General features: G+C 73.8%; 15 protein-coding genes. 8 read left to right on the top strand and 7 right to left on the bottom strand.

Annotated elements, in window-relative coordinates:
* Window positions 1-75: 75 nt before the first annotated feature.
* From WMF36_RS38115 to purQ, 3 genes are read right to left on the bottom strand one after another with little or no spacing between them, the layout of a single operon-like run.
* Window positions 76-1,377 (bottom strand): DNA methyltransferase, encoded by a 1,302-nt coding sequence (locus WMF36_RS38115; protein WP_437575743.1) that lies wholly within the window; start codon window positions 1,375-1,377, stop codon window positions 76-78.
* Window positions 1,355-2,167 carry a zinc ribbon domain-containing protein gene (locus WMF36_RS38110; protein ID WP_437575742.1) on the bottom strand — a complete coding sequence of 271 codons (813 nt, stop codon included), beginning with the start codon at window positions 2,165-2,167 and terminating at the stop codon, window positions 1,355-1,357. Before WMF36_RS38110 ends, WMF36_RS38115 begins: the two co-directional genes overlap by 23 nt.
* On the bottom strand, window positions 2,164-2,883 hold the full coding sequence (purQ, locus tag WMF36_RS38105) for a phosphoribosylformylglycinamidine synthase subunit PurQ (protein WP_437575741.1): 720 nt from the start codon (window positions 2,881-2,883) through the stop codon (window positions 2,164-2,166). The genes WMF36_RS38110 and purQ overlap by 4 nt, the downstream gene beginning before the upstream one ends.
* Window positions 2,884-2,976: 93 nt before the next feature.
* On the opposite strand from purQ, the gene WMF36_RS38100 reads away from it, so the two are divergent.
* Entirely contained in the window at window positions 2,977-3,585 is a 609-nt protein-coding gene (locus WMF36_RS38100; RefSeq protein ID WP_437575740.1) for a CPBP family intramembrane glutamic endopeptidase, read from the top strand.
* Between the two features lie 94 nt (window positions 3,586-3,679).
* Here WMF36_RS38100 and WMF36_RS38095 read toward each other — a convergent pair whose 3' ends face one another.
* On the bottom strand, window positions 3,680-5,002 hold the full coding sequence (locus WMF36_RS38095) for a response regulator (RefSeq protein ID WP_437575739.1): 1,323 nt from the start codon (window positions 5,000-5,002) through the stop codon (window positions 3,680-3,682).
* 146 nt (window positions 5,003-5,148) lie between these two features.
* Between WMF36_RS38095 and mnmA the strand changes: the two genes are divergently transcribed.
* The 7 genes from mnmA to ftsH all read left to right on the top strand — a co-directional run bounded on the left by mnmA (window position 5,149) and on the right by ftsH (window position 14,303).
* Window positions 5,149-6,306 carry a tRNA 2-thiouridine(34) synthase MnmA gene (mnmA, locus tag WMF36_RS38090; protein ID WP_437575738.1) on the top strand — a complete coding sequence of 386 codons (1,158 nt, stop codon included), beginning with the start codon at window positions 5,149-5,151 and terminating at the stop codon, window positions 6,304-6,306.
* The gene (locus WMF36_RS38085; protein ID WP_437575737.1) at window positions 6,306-6,956 is read left to right on the top strand and encodes a hypothetical protein; all 651 of its coding nucleotides are present in this window, start codon (window positions 6,306-6,308) and stop codon (window positions 6,954-6,956) included. The genes mnmA and WMF36_RS38085 overlap by 1 nt, the downstream gene beginning before the upstream one ends.
* Before the next feature lie 190 nt (window positions 6,957-7,146).
* On the top strand, window positions 7,147-9,417 hold the full coding sequence (locus WMF36_RS38080; RefSeq protein WP_437575736.1) for a protein kinase domain-containing protein: 2,271 nt from the start codon (window positions 7,147-7,149) through the stop codon (window positions 9,415-9,417).
* Window positions 9,414-10,811, top strand: coding sequence for a class I SAM-dependent RNA methyltransferase (locus WMF36_RS38075; RefSeq protein ID WP_437575735.1), 1,398 nt, complete (start codon window positions 9,414-9,416; stop codon window positions 10,809-10,811). Before WMF36_RS38080 ends, WMF36_RS38075 begins: the two co-directional genes overlap by 4 nt.
* Before the next feature lie 148 nt (window positions 10,812-10,959).
* Window positions 10,960-11,196, top strand: coding sequence for a hypothetical protein (locus WMF36_RS38070; RefSeq protein ID WP_437575734.1), 237 nt, complete (start codon window positions 10,960-10,962; stop codon window positions 11,194-11,196).
* A complete protein-coding gene (gene tilS / locus WMF36_RS38065) occupies window positions 11,193-12,194 on the top strand; it encodes a tRNA lysidine(34) synthetase TilS (RefSeq protein ID WP_437575733.1) in 1,002 nt (333 codons plus the stop codon). Before WMF36_RS38070 ends, tilS begins: the two co-directional genes overlap by 4 nt.
* Window positions 12,195-12,356: 162 nt before the next feature.
* Window positions 12,357-14,303 carry an ATP-dependent zinc metalloprotease FtsH gene (gene ftsH, locus WMF36_RS38060; protein WP_437575732.1) on the top strand — a complete coding sequence of 649 codons (1,947 nt, stop codon included), beginning with the start codon at window positions 12,357-12,359 and terminating at the stop codon, window positions 14,301-14,303.
* Between the two features lie 222 nt (window positions 14,304-14,525).
* Here ftsH and WMF36_RS38055 read toward each other — a convergent pair whose 3' ends face one another.
* The 3 genes from WMF36_RS38055 to WMF36_RS38045 all read right to left on the bottom strand — a co-directional run bounded on the left by WMF36_RS38055 (window position 14,526) and on the right by WMF36_RS38045 (window position 20,021).
* Window positions 14,526-15,995 (bottom strand): alginate export family protein, encoded by a 1,470-nt coding sequence (locus WMF36_RS38055; protein WP_437575731.1) that lies wholly within the window; start codon window positions 15,993-15,995, stop codon window positions 14,526-14,528.
* 211 nt (window positions 15,996-16,206) lie between these two features.
* Window positions 16,207-17,052 (bottom strand): hypothetical protein, encoded by an 846-nt coding sequence (locus WMF36_RS38050; RefSeq protein WP_437575730.1) that lies wholly within the window; start codon window positions 17,050-17,052, stop codon window positions 16,207-16,209.
* Window positions 17,049-20,021 (bottom strand): GYF domain-containing protein, encoded by a 2,973-nt coding sequence (locus WMF36_RS38045; RefSeq protein ID WP_437575729.1) that lies wholly within the window; start codon window positions 20,019-20,021, stop codon window positions 17,049-17,051. Before WMF36_RS38045 ends, WMF36_RS38050 begins: the two co-directional genes overlap by 4 nt.
* Between the last annotated feature and the right edge of the window lie 117 nt (window positions 20,022-20,138).

Genomic DNA, 20,138 nt, shown 5'->3' with positions numbered 1-20,138 from the left:
GCCGGCCGCGTCACGCCCTGCTCGAGGCCGGGGCACCCTGCCATGGGCCCGCGCCGCGGGGCAATTTTCGGCGGATCAGGCGCGGATCAGCAGGATGGCGTGCTCGTGGCGCGGGCGTCGCTGGAAGGCGCGCGCCGTGGGGCGGTGGAAGTGGGGGCGCGGCTGCGAGGCGACCGCGCGGACCGCGAAGCGCGCCCCGGACGCCGCGGCCCGGACCACGTCGACCGCGTAGACCGGCGCGCCGGCCACCACGCTGTCGGCGAGCAGCAGCACGAGCGGCGCCCCGCTCCGCAGGACGCGCGCGAGCGCGACGAGCACGCCGCCGAGCTCCTCGCGCCAGCGCACGCGGCCGGCGTCGGGGCCGAGCGGATCGAGGTGCCGGCGGGCGCCGATCTCGTCTTGCTCGAAGCGGGCGCTCCGGAGCCGGAGCCAGCGCAGCCTCGCCTCGTGGTGGGCGAGGTAGTCGTAGACGCCCGGGTAGGGCGGCGACGTGACCGCGAGGTGGACCGAGCCGGGCTCGACGCCGCGCAGCACGCGCGCGTCGCCCTCCTCGATGAACGCGGGCGGGCTCGCGGACAGCGGCGCGGCGACATCGGCGAGGCGCTGGGCGAGCTCTTCGGCCTTGCGGATGAACAGCCGCGCCGGATAGCCGGCGGCGATCCGCCGCGGCAGCTCGTGCTCCGACGTGTCGGACGTGCGGCGGCTGAGCTTCGTGAGGATGGCCGAGAGGACGAGCTCGAGATCCGCGCGCAGCGCGTCGGCGCCGTGGCCCGCGAGGCGGTCGAGGCCGACGCGGAGCCCGTCGAGCTCGAGCAGCACGTGCGGCTCGAACAGGGCGACGTCCTCGGGGCCGTACCGGTGGCTCGGGCCGGCGCGCGCCTTGCGGCGCTCATCGGCGGCGGACGCGACCTCGCGGGCCGCGGCGACGAGCCGCTCGCGCTCGCCCGGGGTGCTGTCCTGCACCTTCAGGCGGGCCAGGCGCACGGCGAGGGGGTTCGCGTCGACGCCGATCGCTGCCCGGCGCGCGAGCCGGGCCTCGACGAGGACGGTGCCGCTGCCGCAGAACGGGTCGAGCACCCGCTCGCCCGGCCTGGAGAGCGCCTCGATGAGCCGCCGGGCCGTGTCCGGATGCATCCGCGCCGGGTAGCTGTGGAACCCGTGGACGTGGGCGCGGGCCGCCTCCTCCGCCGTGCTCGAGCTGGCGACGTCGAGCGCGTGGGCGAGCATCGCCGCGTCGGCCGGGTCGCCCTCGAGCCGCGTCGCGCCGCCGACGTGGGTCAGGGCGCGGCGCGCCTGCGGCGCAGGCCCGATCGCGCGGGTCTTCTGCCGCGGGGCGTCCGGCTTCGGCTTGGGATCAGCGCTTCGCGGGCTCGACATGGGCGGTCCGTTGCGTCAGGGGCTCGGCGGTGAGCGCTTCGTCCTCGGCGGCGAGGGCGTGCGCCGCGCTCTCGGCCCCGGCCTCGCCGGCCCCGAGCTCGCCCGCCGGCGAGGCGCCGACGCGGAGCTTCGGCGCGTAGCCGAACTCGCCCGCGGGGCTCACCGCGCCGCGCACGACGTCGTTGACCTCGAGCAGCGCGAGCAGCTCCTCGGCCTGGGGCTCGGCGATCCGGAGGGTCGAGGCGAGCCCGCCGGCGGTGAGCGGGCGCTCGGTCTGGCGGGCGACGTCGGACGCGACGGAGACCCACGCGGCGTCGAGCGCGGGCGCGATGTCCCGGCTCCGCGACTTGGCCCGCCGGAACGACAAGAGGGCGAAGGCGGCGACGGGCGCCATCGTCAGGAGGCCGGCGGCGAAGAGCCCGACGCTCGCGTCGAGGACGAGCAGCAGCACGGCGAAGAGGAACACCTCGAAGCCGAAGAGCGCGCTGGCCGCGATGCCCGCGGCCCGCCAGACCGAGCGCGCCGAGGCCGCGGCGCGCGCCTTCTGGAGCAGCGGCAGCTCGCGGCCGGATCGCTTGACGCGGGCGTCGGTCACCGGGACGCGCGGGCCGCCGCAGACATCGCACCGGAAGCGCAGCTCGGGGTGCGCGGAGACGCCGGCCACGCCGCTGCAGTGCGGGCACGCCTCGGCGCGCTGGTCCGCGCCGCACTGGGGGCAGCGATCGCTCCCGGGTGTGAGCGCCGCGGCGCACACACGGCAGCGGGCGTCGCCGGCCGACGCCTGGCTCACGGCGCGCTCGCGGCGGATACCGAGCGGGCGCCGTTCACGTGGTGCAGCACGGCGTCGAACAGGGCGCGCCCGTCCGCGCAGCCCTGGAAGGGCACGCTCATCCGTTCGGGGTGGGGCATCAGCCCGAGCACGTTGCGCCGGGGCCCGCCGTAGATGCCGGCGATGTCCATCGCCGATCCGTTGGGGTTCGCGTCCCCGCCGACCAGCCCCTCCCGGTTGCAGTACTGGAGCGCGATGGCGCGATCCTCGACGAGCTTGCGGAGCGTCTCCGGATCCGCCTGATACCGCCCCTCGGCGTGGGCGATCGGCAGGCGGAGCACCCGAGGCAGGCCGCTCGTGAACGGCCCTTCCGCGCGCGGCGTCACGAAGATGTCGCGGCACTCGAAGCGGAGGTGCGCGTTGCGGGTGAGGGCTCCCGGGAGCAGCCCCGCCTCGGTGAGGATCTGGAACCCGTTGCAGACGCCGAGCACCAGGCCGCCGCGCTCCACGTGCCGCCGGATGGCGGGGACGATCTGGCTCGTGCGCGCGATGGCGCCGCAGCGCAGGTAGTCTCCGTAGGAGAACCCGCCGGGGATCGCGACGAGGTCGGTGCCAGCGGGGAGCTCGGCGTCGCGGTGCCAGGCGGTCGACGTGCGGACCTGGAGCACGTCGCGGAGCGTATGGATCATTTCGGCATCGGCGTTGGAGCCCGGGAAGATGACCACGGTCGCGTGCATGGCCGTCGACGTAGTCCGGTTGCAGCCGCTCGGCCAGGGGTCGTGAGGGTGCGCGCCGCTTCACCGGCTTCTGGCGGCGTGCCATGATGGGACATGCCTTCGCGATGGGCGCGGACCGGCCGGACCGACGCGACGATGCGCGCGGCTTCCGGCTACCTCGTCCTCGCGGCGCTGGCGATCGCGCTGGCCCTTGTGCTGCGGGATGGACTGCCGTGGATCCACCCGAGCCCGTGGCTGTCGTTGCCGCCGCTGGCCGCGTCGCTGATGAGCGCGGCGCTCGGTCTCACGCTGGCGGCCGGGGTCGTCGTGATGACGCGCATCGCCGTGGCCCGGTTCGACTGGGCGCGGCGGCTGCACAGCGAGCTCCGCCCTGTCGCGCTGGACCTCTCGCTCGGCCAGGTCCTGCTCCTCGCGGGGCTCTCGAGCCTCGGGGAGGAGCTGCTCTTCCGCGGGCTCCTGACGCCGCTCCTCGGCGTGCTGCTGAGCGCGCTCGTCTTCGGCCTGGCGCACCAGATACGCGGGCCGAGCCGCTGGGTCTGGGTGGGGTGGGCCATGGTGGTCGGCGCGGGGCTCGGCGCCATCTTCGCCGCGACGGGGTCGCTCGTCGGGCCGTTCCTTGCGCACGCCGTCGTGAACGCTGTGAACCTGAGCTACCTGCGCGACCACGATCCGGGCGAGGCGGAGCGGCAGGCGACGCTCTAGTCGGTTGGGGCCTGGCGCCTTCGCGGAGCCCGATCGGCTCGCGGTCGACCCCCGTCCGGGGTGGCCGAGGGGGAGGGGGGTCGACTCCCCGCTCTCAACGTTTCTTCGCGTCGGGGCGGGGGGGCCTGGCGGGCACCGGTCGCTGGGGGACCGGGCTCGTGCGCGGCGGACCTTCGTCGCTCACCGGCTGGCTTGTCGAAGGAGCGAGGGTCCCGCGGGAGAGGTCGTCCGTCTCCACGGCGCCTTGCCCCTCGCCCACGCGGGCCGGCGAAGGCGGCGACTCGGTCGAGCGGCGGGCCGGCGGTCGTGACGGGGAGGGCCAGCTCTTGCCGCGCGGGAGCGTGGGAGGCTCGCTCTCCACCGCGCCGCGCCGGCTCGACGGCGGCTTCGCGGCCATGCGGGCGAGCGAGCGCAGCGTCGGAGGCGCCCCCGGGGACGCAGCCTCGAGCTCGAAGCTCAGCTCGAGCGACGGCGGCACATCGGAGAGGGTCAGGACGCCGTCGGCCGCCTTCCGCGGCGTGACGCCGGGCCCGCGGCGCAGGCGCTCCTCGAGCGGCGCGCGCGACGACGGCGGCGCGACGTCGTCCAGGAGGGACGACGGCCCGCCGAGCGCCGTCGTCGCGATCCGGGGCTCCGGGCGGCGCCGCGACGGCGAGAGCTGCAGCTCGACACGGGTGCTCTCGTCCTCGAGCCGGGTGGCCTCGAGCAGGTAGGCGGCGATGGATTTTCGCTCCGACGGCACGGGACGGCTGCCCGGAATGAACGCGAACCGTCCGACCTTCCAGGCCAGCATGGTGCGGAGCGCGGCGAGCGCCGAGACGCGCGTGCCGCCCACGGTCCCGTGGACGATGCACCCCTCGGCGATGTCGAGCTGCGCGCGCCGCTTCTTGCTGCTCACCTCGAACACGCCCGACCGCCGCTCCATCTCGAGGACCGTGAGGACCGTCGCGATGGACATCTGGCTGAGGTCGCCCTCGATCGCGGTCTGGTCGACGGAGGCAGGGATGGACATGAGGCTGTCCCGCCGCTGGCGGAGGCGGGACGCCATCTGCACGAGGGCTCCGATCTGCGCGACGACCTCGCCGACCCGGAACGGCTTGGTCATGTAGACGTCGGCGCCGACGTGGAACCCCTCGAGGCGGGACTGCTGGTCGTCGAGGGCGGAGAGGAAAAGGAAGGGGGTGACGGACACCCGCGACGGTTGGGTGCGGACGTTGCGGGCGACCCAGTAGCCGTCGTGGTCGGGCAGGCCGACGTCGCAGACGATGCACTCGGGCTCCAGGGTGCAGGCGGTCGAGAGCCCGGCCTCCGCGGTGGCGCAGTAGATGACCTCGTAACCCGCCTCGCGGATCGCGGTGGCGAGCAGGTCCGCGACATACTCCTCGTCCTCGATCACGAGCACGACCCCGCTCGGCATCTGGCAGACGGTACACGCGCGTCGCTCGCGTGGCCAAGGGTGAATGGCGGCGAGCCGGTCTGATCCTCCGGCTGCGCGCTGTTGCCCCGCGCGTGTTCGCCCGTGGCGCCCGACCGCGGCGAGCGATTCACGCTATAAGAACGGAAATGGCAACTCCTGTCCGAGAGGCCGACGGTACGGCGCAGCCCGGTGAGCGGCCCTCCCCGGGGGCTCGCGTCTTCATCGCGATGAGCGGCGGCGTCGACTCCGCGGTCGCCGCGGCGCGCCTCTGCGACGCTGGCTACGAGGTCGTCGGCGTGACGCTGCACCTCTGGGACTACCCCGACGACGGCAGCGTCAAGAGCCGCTGCTGCGCGCCCGAGGATCAGCACGACGCCCGCCGGGTCGCCGACCACCTCGGGATCCCGCACTACACCTTCGACCGCCGCGCCCTGTTCCGCGAGCACGTCGTCGATCCGTTCGTCGACGCCTACCTCGCGGGCGAGACGCCGAGCCCGTGCGTGGCCTGCAACCGCTCGGTCAAGCTCCGGGAGCTGTTCCCGCTGGCGGAGCGGCTGGGCGTCTCGTGGGTGGCGACGGGCCATTACGCGCGGGTCGTCGTGGAGGAGGGCGGGGCCCGGCTCTACCGCGGCCGCGATCGACACAAGGATCAGAGCTATTTCCTGCACATGCTCCGGTCGGACGAGCTGTCGCGGCTCCTCTTCCCGCTCGGCGACTCGACCAAGGAGGAGGTGCGCGCCGAGGCGATCGCCCGCGGGCTCCCGGGCGCCGAGAAGGGCGAGAGCCAGGAGCTCTGCTTCATCCCCTCCGGCCGCTACGCGCCCTTCGTGGCCGAGCGCGCGGCGGACAGGCTCCGGCCCGGCCCCATCGTCGATCGGGACGGCCGCGTGGTCGGGTCGCACGGCGGGGTGCACGGGTTCACGGTGGGCCAGCGCAAGGGCATCGGCGTCGCGCTCGGCCGCCCCGCGTTCGTCGTGGGCCTCGACGCGGGGTCCGGCGCGGTGCACCTCGGCGACGAGGGCGACCTCTACGCCGCGGGCGCCGAGATCACCGACGCCGTGTGGTGCGACGACGCGGTCTTCCCCCTGGAGGCCGAGGTGCGGGTCCGCGCGCGGCACGAGGGGGCGCCCGGCGTCATCGAGCGGCGGCGCGACCCTGCGACGGGCGCGGAGAGCTTCGTGGCGCGGTTCGCCAGCCCGGTGCGCGCCGTCTCTCCCGGTCAGATGGCCGTGATTTACCGGGGCGACCGCGTCCTCGGCGGCGGCCGCATCCAGGCCGCCCTTCGCGCGGGGGCGGCGTCGTGATGGCTCGCCTGCTCGTGCCCGTTGCCTGCGCTCTCTCGCTGGGGTGCTCGCTCGGGCAGGGGGACGGCGAGGTCTACAGCTCGCGGTTGCGGGCGGCGGGCTGCTGGGACGACAGCTATGACATGCGCCCCGACTTCTTCGCCGCGGTCCCCTACCGCTCCACGCTGCTGATCCGGGTGCAGCGGGGCAGCGATCTCCAGGAGGTCTCGGACGGCCTCGCGGTCCTGATCGACGACGTCGGCCTCATCCGCGGGGACGAGCAGGTGAACAAGCTCGACGTCGACCTGAGCGTCGGGCTCCCGCCCGGCGTCGAGCTGCCGGGCTCGCCTCCGCCGACGCCGAAGCCGGAGGGGCTCGCCCCGCTCGTCCACATGGCGCTTTACCTCCAGCGGTCGTGCCACAACCAGAACATCGTGCTCTACGCCGTCGATGGGACCATCAAGTTCCATGCGCTGTTCAGCGGCGATCCCAACGAGACGGCCGCGGTCGACAAGTACACGGACGCGACGTTCGACATCTGGGTCGGTGATCCTCGCGACGCCGGGCTCGGCCATCCAGCGGACGCCATCCCGCAGGAGCTCCTCTCGCGGGTCACCGGGAGTTTCCGGTTCTACTTCGAGCGAGGTCAACCTGGGCAACCGTTCCCCTGAGCCCGTCGCCACTCCGTCCTGGGTCTCTGGTGGCGTCCCACCTGTCGGGACAGGAACCTTCAGCACCCAGGTGGATTGAAGCTGACCATCTGCCAGGTCTCCCGGCCGAGACGACATGGCAAAGCGCCGCGAACTCGCGGTAAAGTAGTGACCGCTCATGCCCCAACCCCCGCCGCGACCCGCATCACGAATGGGCGGACCTCACAGCCCCGGGTCGACCCATTCATCGCCAGAAGCGCGCGCGAAGGAGTCCGAGAAGCAGCAGGGGACCTACTTCCTGGGTCGTTACCGCGTGGTCGACGAGATCGGGGTGGGCGGAATGGCGAGCGTTCACCTGGCCCGCATGGATGGTCCGGGCGGCTTCCAGAAATGGGTCGCGATCAAGCGGATCCACCCTCATCTGGTCGAGGACGATCAGTTCGTCGACATGTTCCTGGACGAGGCGCGCATCGCGGCTGGCATCAACCACGCCAATGTCGCGCAGGTCTTCGACCTCGGGAAGGACGACAACACCTACTGGATCGCCATGGAGTATCTCCACGGCGAGCCGCTCCGGGAGGTGATGCGCCGCGCAGAGGAGCGCCGGCTGCGCCTCTCGCCTGAGCTCGCTGCGCGCATCTGCTCGGATGCGGCAGAGGGGCTTCACGCCGCCCACGAGCTGCGTGGAAAGAACGGCCAGCTGCTCGGCCTGGTGCACCGCGACGTGACGCCGCACAACCTGTTCCTCACCTACGACGGCTACACCAAGGTGGTGGATTTCGGGATCGCCAAGGTCGCCGATCGGCTGTCGTCCACCCGCGCGGGGACGCTGAAAGGCAAGTTGGCGTACATGTCTCCCGAGCAGGTGCGGGGCATCGAGGTCGATCGCACGACCGATGTGTTCGCGCTCGGGGTCGTCCTCTGGGAGCTCACGACGAACCAGCGTCTCTTCCGGATGGACACGGATCTCGACACCCTCGAGAAGGTGCAGGCCTGCGTGGTCCCGCCGCCGTCCACGATCGTGCCCGACTACCCCATCGAGCTGGAGAGCGTCGTCATGAAGGCGCTCGCCAAGCACAAGCAGGACCGCTTCCAGACGGCGCGCGAATTTTCACGGGCCTTGCAAAATTTCCTGATGAGGAGCGGGATCTTCGTCGGCTCCGAAGAGGTCGCGCACTTCGTGCAGCAGGTGTTTGTCGACCGCATCCAGAAGCGCGAGGCGCACCTCGCATGGGCCGCGGAGGTGACGTCCACGATCAACGTCGAGCAGGTGCGCGGGCGAAGCTCGACCACGGCCACGGACAGCGTCGGGCTTCGCGGCCGCGGCCGGGAGCCTGAGCCGCACGAGCGGCTCACGCCGCCGCAGGTCTTGCGACAGAACGCCGCGCCGGCGAGCGGGATCGCGCCGGTCGGGAGCACGCCGCAGCGGGACGCGGCCGGCCGGCAGATGGTGGCCACGTCGCTGATGGACGACGACGAAGATGTCCCGACGACGGTCGCGACGCGCGAGCACGCCGAGCCGGTGCGGTCGCTTCCGCACGGCGAGCGCCCGATGCTGCGCCCGGCGGCCGGCATGGTGCCGGAGCGGGCGCCAGCGCCGCCTTCTCAGCGCGGCGTCCGGTCCGCTCTTCCCACGGTGCGTCCCGGCGCGCCGCCCGGGTACGCGAGCCCACCGCGCACGCCCGGCGGCCATCCCATGGCTCCGCCTCCGCCGATCCCGGCGAATCCAACTCCTCCGCTCGACCTCGACACGGACGATCGGATCACTCTCCCCAAGGGGGACCTCCTGGACAGCGATCTGGACGATTCGCTCGCGTCCACGATCGCGCTCCCGCAGCAGGCTCCGCCCCGGACCCCAGCTCAGGTCCCCCATGGCCCGAGCGATGCTTTGCGTTACCGGCAGGTGAGCAGGACCCCTGCCTTCGACGCGCCGCCGCAGGGGCATGCTGCCGTCCCGTACGCGCTGCCGTTCAACGGCCAGGGCTATGCCCAGGTTCCTCCGCCTCTCGCCGGCCCGCCCGCACCGGCGTTCCCGCCGCCGGTATCGACGACCTCGGGGCAGGCCCAGCTGTTCGCGCCCACCGCGCCGGCGCAGCCTCCCCAGTCGCAGATCGAGACAGCGCTCTCCCTGCCGCGCCCCGATCCGGCGGCCATCTGGGCCGCCACGCAGGACGCGGTGTCCAAGGGAAACGGCAGGAACACGCTCGTGCTCGTCGCCGTCATCGCCCTCACCGCGCTGTGCGTCATCGGCATCGGAGCGCTGATCTACATGAAGACGATGACCGTGCAGCCCTCGCCCTCCAGGGGCGTCGATGCTGCGCCGCCCGCCTCGACCGGCGCGACCACCACCGGCCAGCCGCGTTCCGGTGCGTACGTGGGGTCCGCAGGGGACCGGCGCGAGCGCGAGCTCGCCCTCGTCGGCGAAGCTTCTCTCGTCCACCGCGACCCGACGGGCCTGCGGCGCGTTACGATGAAGGGATGAAGACTGTTCAGCGCCGCTCGAGCGGTGCCAGGGCGCGGCCCCGCGCCGGCGAGCGAGCTCAGCTGCGCATCGATGCGCTCGCCGCAGGCGGCGCGGGGGTCGGTCGGCTCGCGGGCGAGGTCGTCTTCGTCCCCGCGACGGCGCCGGGGGACCTCGTGGAGGTCGAGCTCGATCGGAGCGCGCGCCCGGCGAGGGGCAGGCTGCTCCGCGTGGTCGAGCCGAGCGCCGACCGCATCGCTCCGCCCTGCCGCTTCGCGGACGCCTGCGGCGGCTGCGACTGGATGCACGTCCGCGTCGAGGCGCAGCAGGCCGCGCACGAGCAGATCCTCCGGCAAGCGATCGCGCGGGCGACCTCGCTCACCGACGCCGATCTGCCGCCGATCCGTGTGCATCCCGCGCCCCAGCCGCTCGGCTACCGATCGCGCGCGCGGCTCTTCGCGCGCGCGGAGCGCGGCGAGGTGCGCGTGGGCTACCGCGCGCCGAGGACGCACGCCGTCGTGGCGATCGACCGCTGCCTTGTGCTGGTCGACGCGATCGCGCCGCTCGCGGGCGAGCTGCCCGGCGTCCTCCGCGGGGCCGTGGGGGAGGGCGATGTCCTCATCTCGCAGGGCGCCTCGGGCCGCCCGGTGGTCGAGATCCTGTGGCGCGGCCAGCTCCCGCCGGCCGCGTGGCAGCTGCTCGACGAGCGCACGGCCCGCGGCGCGTGGGCCGGCGCCCGCGTCACGCTGGACGGCGCGCGCGAGGCCGCGTCGTTCGGTGATCCGCGGCCGGCGATCCTGGGCGCCGACGGCCTGCCGTTGCTCCTCGCGCCGGGCGGCTTCGGGCAGCCGTCCGAGGAGGGCGGCGCCGTGCTCGCCCGCCGCGTCGCCGAGCTCGCTCACCTCGACTCGACCCGGCCGCCGCACGTCCTGGAGCTGTTCGCCGGCAGCGGGACGCTCTCGGCGCTCCTCGCGCGCGGCGCGCCGCGACCTTCCCCGGTCGCCGCGCCTGCCGACGCCTCCGCCCCGGGGGCTCCAGGGCTCGCGTCGTTCACGGCGGTGGAGCTCTCGCCCGACGCGGTCGCTTGCCTGCGTCAGAATCTCGCCGCCCGCGGCCTCGCTGGCAAGGCGATCGAGGCGGACGCCGATCAGGTCCCGATCCCGGCGCGCTCCGACGTCGTGGTGCTGGATCCTCCGCGCGGCGGGGCGCCCGGCGCGGCGCGCGCGATCGCGGCCTCGGGCGCGCGCGTGGTCGTCTACGTCTCGTGCGATCCGGCCACCCTGGCGCGCGACCTCGGCGTCATTCTCCGCGGCGGCTTCGAGATCACGGACATCGAGGCGGTCGAGCTCTTCCCTCAGACGAGCCACATCGAATCGATCGTCCGCCTCACCCGCGCCCGCCGGTCGGCTCGCTGAGCTGCGCGGTCTCACGGGGCAGCTCGCCGCGCTGCGCGGTCCCACCGGTCAGCCCGTCGCGCTGCAGGCAGCGCCGCCGAGCCCGGACCGAGGGCCGCTGGGCGGCCGCACGGCGCCTCCGCCCAGCGGCTTGCGCTACGCTGCGGGGATGATTCACCACCTCGACGAGCGCCTCCGCGACGAGGCGCGGCGCTATCGTCTCGTGTTCGCCTGCCCCGATTGCGCCTCGTTCGATCCGGCGGAGACCGAGCGCGACGAGGGCGTCGCCGCGCCTCCTGAGCGCGCGCCGCGCTGCTCGCTCGGTTACCCGGTCGCGCCGCACGTGAGCCCGTCGCTCGACGACCGCGACGAGATCATCTTCTGCAAGGCGTTCGAGCTGCGATGAGCCCGTCCCCCGGACCGGCCCCGCCGCCCAGGCGGGGCCGGTCGCACCCCCCGTCGCTGATCCGCCTCGCCGAGCGGCTGATCCGGGACGAGCGGCTGCTCGCTCGCGGCGACGTGGTCCTCTGCGCCTGCTCTGGAGGCCCCGACTCGACGGCGCTGCTGCACGTCCTGGCGCTGCTCCGGCGGCGGATCGGCCACGAGGTCGTCGCGCACGGCGTCGACCACGGCCTGCGCGCGGCGGCCGCGGCCGAGCTCGCGATCGCGCGCGACCTGGCCGAGCGGCTCGGCGTCCCCTATGCCAGCACCCGTGTGGACGTGGCGCCCGGCGCGAATCTCCAGGCCAGGGCGCGAGCCGCCCGGTTCGCCGCGCTTGCGGCTGCCTCGGCGGCGCACGGCGCCCGCGCGATCGCGACCGGTCACACCGCGGACGACCGGGCCGAGACGGTGCTGTTGCGCCTGCTGCGAGGCGCGGGGCCGCGTGGGTTGGCCGTGCTGCCGCCGCGCGCTCCGCTCTGGCCTGAGGCCGCCGGCGCGGCGTGCAGCGGTGTGGAGCCGGGCTCGGCAGCCGGCGTCGAGCTCATCCGCCCGTTGCTCCTCGCCCGCCGCGCCGACGTGCTGGCCCACCTCGGCCGACATCATCTGGCCTTCGCGGAGGATCCCAGCAACGGCGACCCCCGCTTCACCCGCGTTCGCGTTCGTCGCGAGCTCCTCCCGCTCCTCGAGGACCTGTCGCCGGCGATCGTCGAGCACCTCTGCGCGCTCTCGGACATGCTCGTTGCCGGCCAAGATCGGCCTTCCGGCGGAGAGCCGGCCGTCCTCAGCGGCAGCGAGCCGCTCTCGGTGCCGCTCGGCCGGGCGCAGCGGCTCGCGATCGAGCGGGCTCGCAAGCTCGGGCGGCCGCTGCGCGTCCGGGTTCGCGGCGGCGGAGAGATTGCCGTGGGCTTTCCAGAGGAGTCCAGCGTGCTTATCGAGGACAGGTCTGTACGTCGCGGGGCCTGACCGCATGCACCCTACCCGCGCCCCCTGTCGAGTTCCCTTTTTCGCCGTGTCACCGCGGGGAAGACCCGCGGTCGACGACCGAGCTGACGGGTGGCATGCTGACTGGAACACGCGTACAATTTCGGTACACGCCGGCTCGCCGCGCGAGCTTAGAGGGTCCTCGTGAAGCAATCGCACAAGACGCTGCTGCTCTGGGTTCTGCTGATCATGATGTTCTTGGCGATCTGGCAGTTCTTGAGCCCGGATTCCCGGCCCGCCACGCAGGTCGCGTTCAGCGAGTTCATGGCCCAGGTCCAGGTCGAGGCCAAGGACCAGGAACCGCACGTCGAGTCGGTCACCATCAAGGACCGCGAGTACACCTTCTGGGTCAAGGACCCGAAGAGCGGGGCGAAGACGAAGAAGGTCACGATCGGCCCTGACAACGCCGACCAGATCACGAAGACGATCGTCGACAACAAGGTCGCGGTGTTCTTCGAGAAGGAGGACGCCTCTCCGTTCTGGCCGGGGGCCATCATGTACCTCCTGCCGACGATCTTCCTGCTCGTGATGTTCTACCTGTTCATGCGCCAGCTCCAGGCCGGCGGCGGCAAGGCGATGAGCTTCGGCAAGTCGCGCGCCCGGCTGCTCAGCGAGGCGCAGAACAAGGTGACGTTCGCCGACGTCGCGGGCATCGACGAGGCGAAGGACGAGCTCGAGGAGATCATCGCGTTCCTCAAGGACCCGAAGAAGTTCCAGAAGCTCGGCGGCCGGATCCCGAAGGGCGTCCTGATGATGGGCCCCCCCGGGACGGGCAAGACGCTCCTCGCGCGCGCGATCGCCGGCGAGGCGGGGGTGCCGTTCTTCTCGATCTCCGGCTCGGATTTCGTCGAGATGTTCGTCGGCGTCGGCGCGAGCCGGGTGCGCGACCTGTTCGAGCAGGGCAAGAAGCACGCGCCGTGCATCATCTTCATCGATGAGATCGACGCGGTCGGCCGCCACCGCGGCGCGGGCCTCGGCGGCGGTCACGACGAGCGCGAGCAGACGCTGAACCAGCTGCTCGTCGAGATGGACGGCTTCGAGTCGAACGAGGGCGTGATCATCGTCGCCGCGACGAACCGCCCCGACGTCCTCGACCCTGCGATCCTGCGGCCTGGCCGCTTCGATCGGCGCATCGTCGTGAACCGCCCCGACGTGCGTGGCCGCGAGGGCATCCTCCGGGTCCACACGAAGAAGGTCCCGCTCGGGCCGGACGTCGACATGGAGATCCTGGCGCGCGGGACGCCCGGCTTCGTCGGCGCCGACATCGAGAACCTGGTCAACGAGGCGGCCCTCCTCGCGGCGCGTCAGGACAAGGACGTCGTCACGATGAGCGACTTCGAGATGGCCAAGGACAAGGTGATGATGGGCGCCGAGCGCCGCAGCATGGTCATCAGCGACGAGGAGAAGCGGACCACGGCCTACCACGAGGCCGGGCACGCGCTGGTCGCGACGCTCCTGGAGAAGTTCTCGGATCCGGTCCACAAGGTGACGATCATCCCGCGCGGCCCGGCGCTCGGCCTCACGCAGCAGCTGCCGAAGGAGGACCGGCTCAGCATGTCGCGGGACTTCGCCAAGGCGCGGCTCTCGGTGCTGATGGGCGGCCGCGTCGCGGAGGAGATCATCTTCGGCCAGTTCACGACCGGCGCGGGCAACGACATCAAGCAGGCGTCGAACCTCGCGCGGCGCATGGTGACCGAGTTCGGTATGAGCGACGTCATCGGGCCGATCTCGTACGGCTCGGACGAGGAGAGCGTGTTCCTCGGGCGCGATTTCACGAGCCGGCGCCGCGACTACTCGGAGACGATCGCCAACCAGATCGACGATGAGGTGCGGCGGTTCATCCTCGACGCCCACGCCGAGGCGCGGCAACTCCTCACCGACAACCGCGAGATCCTCGAGCGGCTCGCCACGGCGCTCCTCGAGCGCGAGACGCTGGACGCCGAGGAGGTCGACGCCATCGTCTCCGGCCGCGAGCTGCCGCAGCGCCAGCGCGTCGTGATCCCGAGCTACAGCGATCGCGATCGCGCAGCCAAGGAGAAGCGCCGCGCGGCCAGCATCTTCGGCACCCCGAAGCCTGCCCCGAGCACCTGATCGCGAAGCGCGCGGGGGCCGCGCCCGGCCAACAGGGCGAGCCCCCCGCACCGCCGCGGTGCCACACGGCACGGCGCGGCACTCGAGACGCCTCGAATCCCCCTCACCTCCGAACGGCGGCGTACGCGGCACACTGACGCGCGCGACCCAGCGTAGCCCTGGCTCGTCTCAGGGGGCGCTCAGCACGGCGGTGCGCGCGGCCCAGCGCAGCGCTGGCTCGTCTCAGGGGGCGCTCAGGGTTGTCTGCAAGAACGCCCACTGCTGCAGGTCTACCGGGCGGCCGTCGTCGTGCGCGCGGTTCGCCTTCCCGACGATCGCCTGGGCGCCGTCGCCGAAGATGAACAGGCCGTAGCCGAGCGCGAAGCGCAGCGGCTCCCACGGCTGGAAGGCGAGCGAGATGTCGATCTCGTGGCCCAGCGTCCGGCTCTCGTTGTCAGCGGCGGCGCCGACTGGAAGGAGGCGCGCGGTCACCCACCTGCCCCCGGACGAGGCGAGGCCGACGAACGTATACCCGGCGGCGACCGTCATCGCGTCGAGGGGGGAGGCGCGGACGCCTCCGCCCGCCTCGATCATGTTGGACCACGCGTAGAGCCCCATGGGGCCGTGGTTGTCCTGCGCGTCGGGCAGGATCGGATCGAAGCGGCGCTGCGTCTCGCCCTCCTCGAGCGCGCCGTCGTCGCCCGTCGCGTAGGCGCCGCGGGCGCTGAAGGTGAGGCGGGCGGGGAGGGAGGTCTCGAGCGCTGCCCGCGCGGCGGCCGCGAACGCGCCGAGCGGGCGGTCGGCCCCGAAGGTGGCGACGCGGCCGAGCTCGTAGGCCCCCTCGAGCGCATAGCGGAAGCCCCGACGTTCGCCGGAGACGCGCGCGTCGAGGACCACGGTATCTCCGGGCGTGAGCCAGCTCGGCCGAGGCTCGCGGGCGATACGCGCGAGCGCCGTGGCCTCGAGGTGGAGCAGGGGAGCGACGCGCCAGATCGCGTTCAGGCCATAGAGCTGCGTCCCCGTCCCGGCGGAGATGGGCTTGCGCGTCCCGGCCACCTCGGGCGGAGCGCCGCCAGGCGCCGCGAGGAGCACGGCCATCGCCTCGAGGTCGACGTTGCCGAGCTGCACCCCTGCGCGCACGCCATCGAGCGAGCGCGCGGTGAGCGTCTCGTCGTCCGCCCCGATCAGGCGACCGTCGCCCCACGCGATCCGTTGCCGGCCCAGCCGGACGAAGGCGCGGCGCCCCGAGCGCGTGTGCAGGTCGATGTAAGCCTCGTAGGGCGCCGTCTCCGGGAGGGACGGCTCGCCCGCCCCGACGAAGATCGCGTCGTCGCTCCCCCACACCCGCGCGTCCTGCAGCGTGAGGACGCCCGTGACGGGCCCGTGATCGACGGCCAGACCGAGGCGCGCGCGCTGGGCGAAGAACCACTGGGTCTTGACGACGTTGCCGGTGTCGAGGAGCGGCGGCAGCGCGCCCCCGAAGCCCTCGGCGAGCACAGCGTTCGAGCTGTAGACGTCGCCGCCCGTGTCCACGGGGTACCGGCGGAACTCGCCGCGGAGCCGGAGCTCCACCGACGGGCGGAACGTGAACCCGCCGAGGGGCACGCCCTCCGACTGCGGCGGCGCCTGAGCCGCCGCAGTCCGGGGCGCGAGCGCGATCGCCAGGAGCGCCGATCCCAGAGCGATGGAGGCGAACGGCAGGGATCGGATCATCAGCGAGGAGGGCCGGAGCGCGGGGTCGTCGAACGGCAGATACGCGGCCCGGCGCGCGGCGTTCAGGCGGGCCGCGCTCCTGGATCGCTCGCGGAGGATAGGCGTCCCGACGCTCGTCGGACAAGTGGGGAAGCAGCGCCGCTCCTGTTCGGCGGTGCCGGCGTCGGGCAAGGCGAGGCGTCGGGCAAGGCGAGCCGCCGCGCCGGCGGCGTCAGGGATCGAAATCGTCCTCGCCGTGCGGCGGCGGCTTCGGCGGCTTCGGCGCGGCCCCTGCGCCGCTCCCGCGCTGCGGCGGCGCCTTGGCGCTGCCGGCAGGCTGACTCGACAGGGGTCGCCTCGCCGAGCCTCGCCGCGCCGGTGCGCCGCTCGCGCTGCCCGCATCGACCGCGAGCACCAGATCGAGCGCGAGCTTCGACGCCCTGCCGGCGTGCCGCTCGGCGGATGCGCCCGCCTCGGCGAGCACGCGCTCGGCCGCCGCGAGCTCGCGTTTCACATCGCGGCGCTGCGGATCGCCCGCCATGACCTCGGCCGACTCGGCTGCCAGCGACGCCCGCTTCTTCTCGAGCTCCGCGGCGCGCCTCGACAGCTCGTCGAGCTGCTTCGCCGCCGCGAGGGAGCTCTTCAAGGACGCCTCGAACGCCTCGATGACGCCCCTGTCGTCCGCGTCGGGCGAGCGCCCGCCCCGGGCGTTCACGAGCCGCGCTTCTGGCACGAGCTCGACGTGGAGCCGCACGCCCGACGCGCGGAGCTTCGCCGCGCGCGCGCGCGCCGCGTCGAGCATCGCATCGTCGGCCGATCTCCGATCGACCCCCAGCGCGCGCGCGAGCTCGGTCTGCGCCGCGTCCGCGAGCTCCTCGGCCTTCAGCGACTCCTCGCGGAGCGCGCGCGCGGCCTCGAAGAACTCGTCGTAGGGCTGCTTGCCCGTGCGCAGGGCCCGACCCTGCTCGATCTGCGATATCTGCGCGGCGCACGCGATCATTGGCGCGTGCGGCGCGACGAGCAGCAGCGCCAGCGCCGCCGCCCGGAGCCGGCTCGCGCCGTCCGAGGTCCTCGTCATCCACATTGGAGGATGACCCCCCAGAGCTCGTAGCTCGCGGCGGGCTTCGAGAGGAACACCACGCCCACGTAGCCCGATCGCGGCGAGACGCCGAGCACGCCCTGGCCGAAGTTCCCGGCGGGGGGCGAGAGCGCGATCGGATCTCCAATCGGGGAGAAATTGGGCGCCAAGGTCTGCGCGCGCATGGCGCGGCTCCCTGGAGGGCCTTCGGTCCACACGAGGAGCCAGCGGCCATCGCTGAGCCCCGCGATGTCCGGCGCGAACGCGTCGCCGCCGGGGCCGCCGGAAGGGAGCGGGATCACCTGGGTCGACGCGGGGATATCGCCCGACGCGGCTTGCCCGGCGCGGATCTCCCATCGCCCGTCCATCGGCCGATCGGCGAAGACGACGGCGAGCGCGCGCTCGTTCCATCCGAGCGACGGCTTGCCGATCGCGCCTCCGGAGCCCGTCACGCGGGTGAGCTCGCCGGCGGGCCTGCGCTCGGCGTCGAGCCAGCCTGTCCACACGGTCTTCTCGCGGCGGAACGCGACGGCGTAACCGCGGGCCCCGGCCGCGAGCGCGCGCGGCGACTCGAGCGGCTCGTCGCCTTGCACCGGCCAGAGCCGGGAAGGCGTGGCGCCGGGGTTGTCGGCCGCCACCACGGCGCCGTCCGCCAGACCGACGACGAATGGCCGTGGCCCCGGGACGTTGACCGGGGAGCGGATGGCCTGCTGCGCTGACGTGAGAACGGTGAAGGCGTCCTCGACCGGCGAGATGCTCACGATGTCGGCGGCCTCTCGGTTCGAGAACCGCTCGCTCCGCTCCCCGGTCGCGGGATCGACCTCGAGGCCGACGGCCTCCAGGGCGCTCTTGGCGTAGCCCACCAGGAGCTTGCCGCCCTTCGTCGCCGTGACCTCGAAGGGGATGCTCTTCGCAACGAGCGGCGCCCACTGCTGCGGCTGGCGTGCCACCCAGCAGGGCTTCAGCGGGACGGGGATGGCCGAGCGCGCGACGTCCTGCGCGGCGCCGAGCGCGGGGCGCGCCGTCGCGACCGGCGGCCGCCGTGGGGTTGCGACGGAGTGGCGCCCCGCGAAGAAGGTGGCGACGCTCATGAGCACCGCTGCCCCGCAGATGCCGATGAGCGACGAGACCGGCACGGACACCGCCGTGGACAAGCGCTTGCCATCGCCCCGCGCCAGCGTGCTCGACGAGCCCGCGAGGGGCGGCTGAGCGCGTCGCGCCGCGAGCGCGCGCGGATCGAGCGCGGGCGGGTCGCCGCTCGATCCCGGAACGGAGCCGCGATCGGAGCGCTGGCCCGGCGAAAGCGGCGCGTCGGCGGCTGCCGGACCGCGCTGCGAGCTCTGCAGCCCGGGCAGCAAGCCTGGCCATGAGCGCGCGGCCGGGCTCCCCTGCGGCGAGCCTGCGCCGACGCCGGCCGAAGGGATCGTCGCGTACTCGCGGCGCCCCGTCGACGGATCGCCGGGCAGGGGGGAGCGCTTCGTCTCGCTGGGCACGGGCGCAGCGGAGTGCTCCTTGGCCTCGCGGTGCGGTACCGTCGTGGTGGAGGGCTCGGGGGCCTCGCTGCCGGCGCGGCTCGCCGAGGGATCCCGGCCGTCGTCGACCGACGTGCTCTCGGCGCTGCGGGACAGGAGAGCGTCGCCGGACATCGCGGGGGTCGCAAGGCGAGGTCCACTGGCATCGAGCGCCGCGGTGGCGACGGCGCTCGAGATGGGCGCTGCGTCGGCCGGGGGGCTCGGGGCAACCGGGGGCAACGGGAGCGCTATCGCCGGCTGCACGGGCAGCGGCGGAGGCGCCACTGGCGTCGCGTGGGGAGCCTCCGCGGGAGGGCGCGGCGGCGGCGCGGGGAGCGAGCCGAGGCGCACGAGGGCCTTCGCGCCTGCCGCCGTCCGAGCCTGCGCTTCGGGCGCCTGCGCGCCCGAAGGCCTCCTCGCCGGAACCGCGGGGAACCGGACCGGCACGGGCGGCGGCGGCACGGTGCGTCCCACCGCTGGCGCGGGCCGTTTCGTGCCGCGGCTGGAGCTCGACGGCGCGGGCGGCGTTGCCGAGAGAGGCTTGACCGCGCCCGGATCCGCGCTGCTGCGCCCATCGTTCTGCGGCGCAGCGCCGGCGGGCGCTGCGTCGCGGCCGACAGGGAGAGGCGGGGGCCGGGGCGGTCTCGCAGCGCGCGGCGACGAGCCCGCGGCTCTCGGCGCTGCGCCCGGCCTGCTGGGTGCTGCCGCGCCCGGCGCGCGCTTCGGCGCCGGGGGCTCGTCGCCGTCCCTCGTCGCGCCGGCGCCGCCCGCGGCCACGTCTGTGTCGCCGGCCGGACGCTGACCGGACGACGTGTCCTCGTGCTCCTCCGACGCTGAGGGGAGCTTCGGCGCGCGCGGGATAGCGGGCGCTCCCTCGTCGCCCGTCGAGGAACCGTCGTAGCGGGGCAGCTGCGTGATCGCGCGAGCGACCCCCGCGTCGAACGTTCCGCCCGCCGCTGGCACGACGATCGGAGCGCTCTGTCCGCTGGCTGGCGCGCTCGCCGGAACATCGACCCCCGTGAGCGTCCTCATGGACTCGCGCTTCCGCGGCGGCGGGGGCGGCGGCTGCGGGCGCGCTGTGGCACGGCTCGGTTGCGCCGCCGGTCTCCGCTCGTTCGCGGACCTGTCCGGGGACGCTGGGCCGGTGCGCTGACCGGGGTGGGCGGGCGCCGGGTCCAGCTCCTCGACGAGCTCGAGCTCCAGCGTCGCGCTGCTGTCGCGAGCCGACTCCCCGGCGCGCGGCTCCTCGAGCGCAGCGGCGCTCGCCTCCGGCGTGCGCCGGAGCTGCGCGGCGTCGGCGAGCTCCGGCAGCCTGGAAGCCGGCGCCCACACCTCCATACCCTGGCGCCACACGAGCGTGGAGCCCGGGATGACCCCGGTGGCCAGCGCGCTGCGCAGCTCGGCGGTGCTCACGAGCCGCTGGACGCCGCGCTCATCCGTCCATCGCCACGCGTTCAACGGCGGCCCCTCCTCCCCCTGCGAGAGCGCCTGAATTTCAGGACGTGATCCACGGCTCCGCGATCGTACCGCGCGTTCTTTGCAAAGAGATCTTCTTTCGTCCGCTCGCGCAACCGC

This window comes from Sorangium sp. So ce887 (genome assembly GCF_051521455.1).
Taxonomy (GTDB): domain Bacteria; phylum Myxococcota_A; class Polyangia; order Polyangiales; family Polyangiaceae; genus Sorangium.
Note: the sequence above shows the minus strand (reverse complement) of the source record. Positions and strands in the feature narration are given on the sequence as shown.

Coding starts and splice junctions, on each gene's coding strand:
- WMF36_RS38115 (WP_437575743.1), bottom strand. CDS start 1,377: ATGTCGAGCCCGCGAAGCGCTGATCCCAAGCCGAAGCCGGACGCCCCG.
- purQ (WP_437575741.1), bottom strand. CDS start 2,883: ATGCACGCGACCGTGGTCATCTTCCCGGGCTCCAACGCCGATGCCGAA.
- WMF36_RS38100 (WP_437575740.1), top strand. CDS start 2,977: ATGCCTTCGCGATGGGCGCGGACCGGCCGGACCGACGCGACGATGCGC.
- WMF36_RS38095 (WP_437575739.1), bottom strand. CDS start 5,002: ATGCCGAGCGGGGTCGTGCTCGTGATCGAGGACGAGGAGTATGTCGCG.
- mnmA (WP_437575738.1), top strand. CDS start 5,149: ATGGCAACTCCTGTCCGAGAGGCCGACGGTACGGCGCAGCCCGGTGAG.
- WMF36_RS38085 (WP_437575737.1), top strand. CDS start 6,306: ATGGCTCGCCTGCTCGTGCCCGTTGCCTGCGCTCTCTCGCTGGGGTGC.
- WMF36_RS38080 (WP_437575736.1), top strand. CDS start 7,147: ATGGGCGGACCTCACAGCCCCGGGTCGACCCATTCATCGCCAGAAGCG.
- WMF36_RS38075 (WP_437575735.1), top strand. CDS start 9,414: ATGAAGACTGTTCAGCGCCGCTCGAGCGGTGCCAGGGCGCGGCCCCGC.
- WMF36_RS38070 (WP_437575734.1), top strand. CDS start 10,960: ATGATTCACCACCTCGACGAGCGCCTCCGCGACGAGGCGCGGCGCTAT.
- tilS (WP_437575733.1), top strand. CDS start 11,193: ATGAGCCCGTCCCCCGGACCGGCCCCGCCGCCCAGGCGGGGCCGGTCG.
- WMF36_RS38055 (WP_437575731.1), bottom strand. CDS start 15,995: ATGATCCGATCCCTGCCGTTCGCCTCCATCGCTCTGGGATCGGCGCTC.
- WMF36_RS38050 (WP_437575730.1), bottom strand. CDS start 17,052: ATGACGAGGACCTCGGACGGCGCGAGCCGGCTCCGGGCGGCGGCGCTG.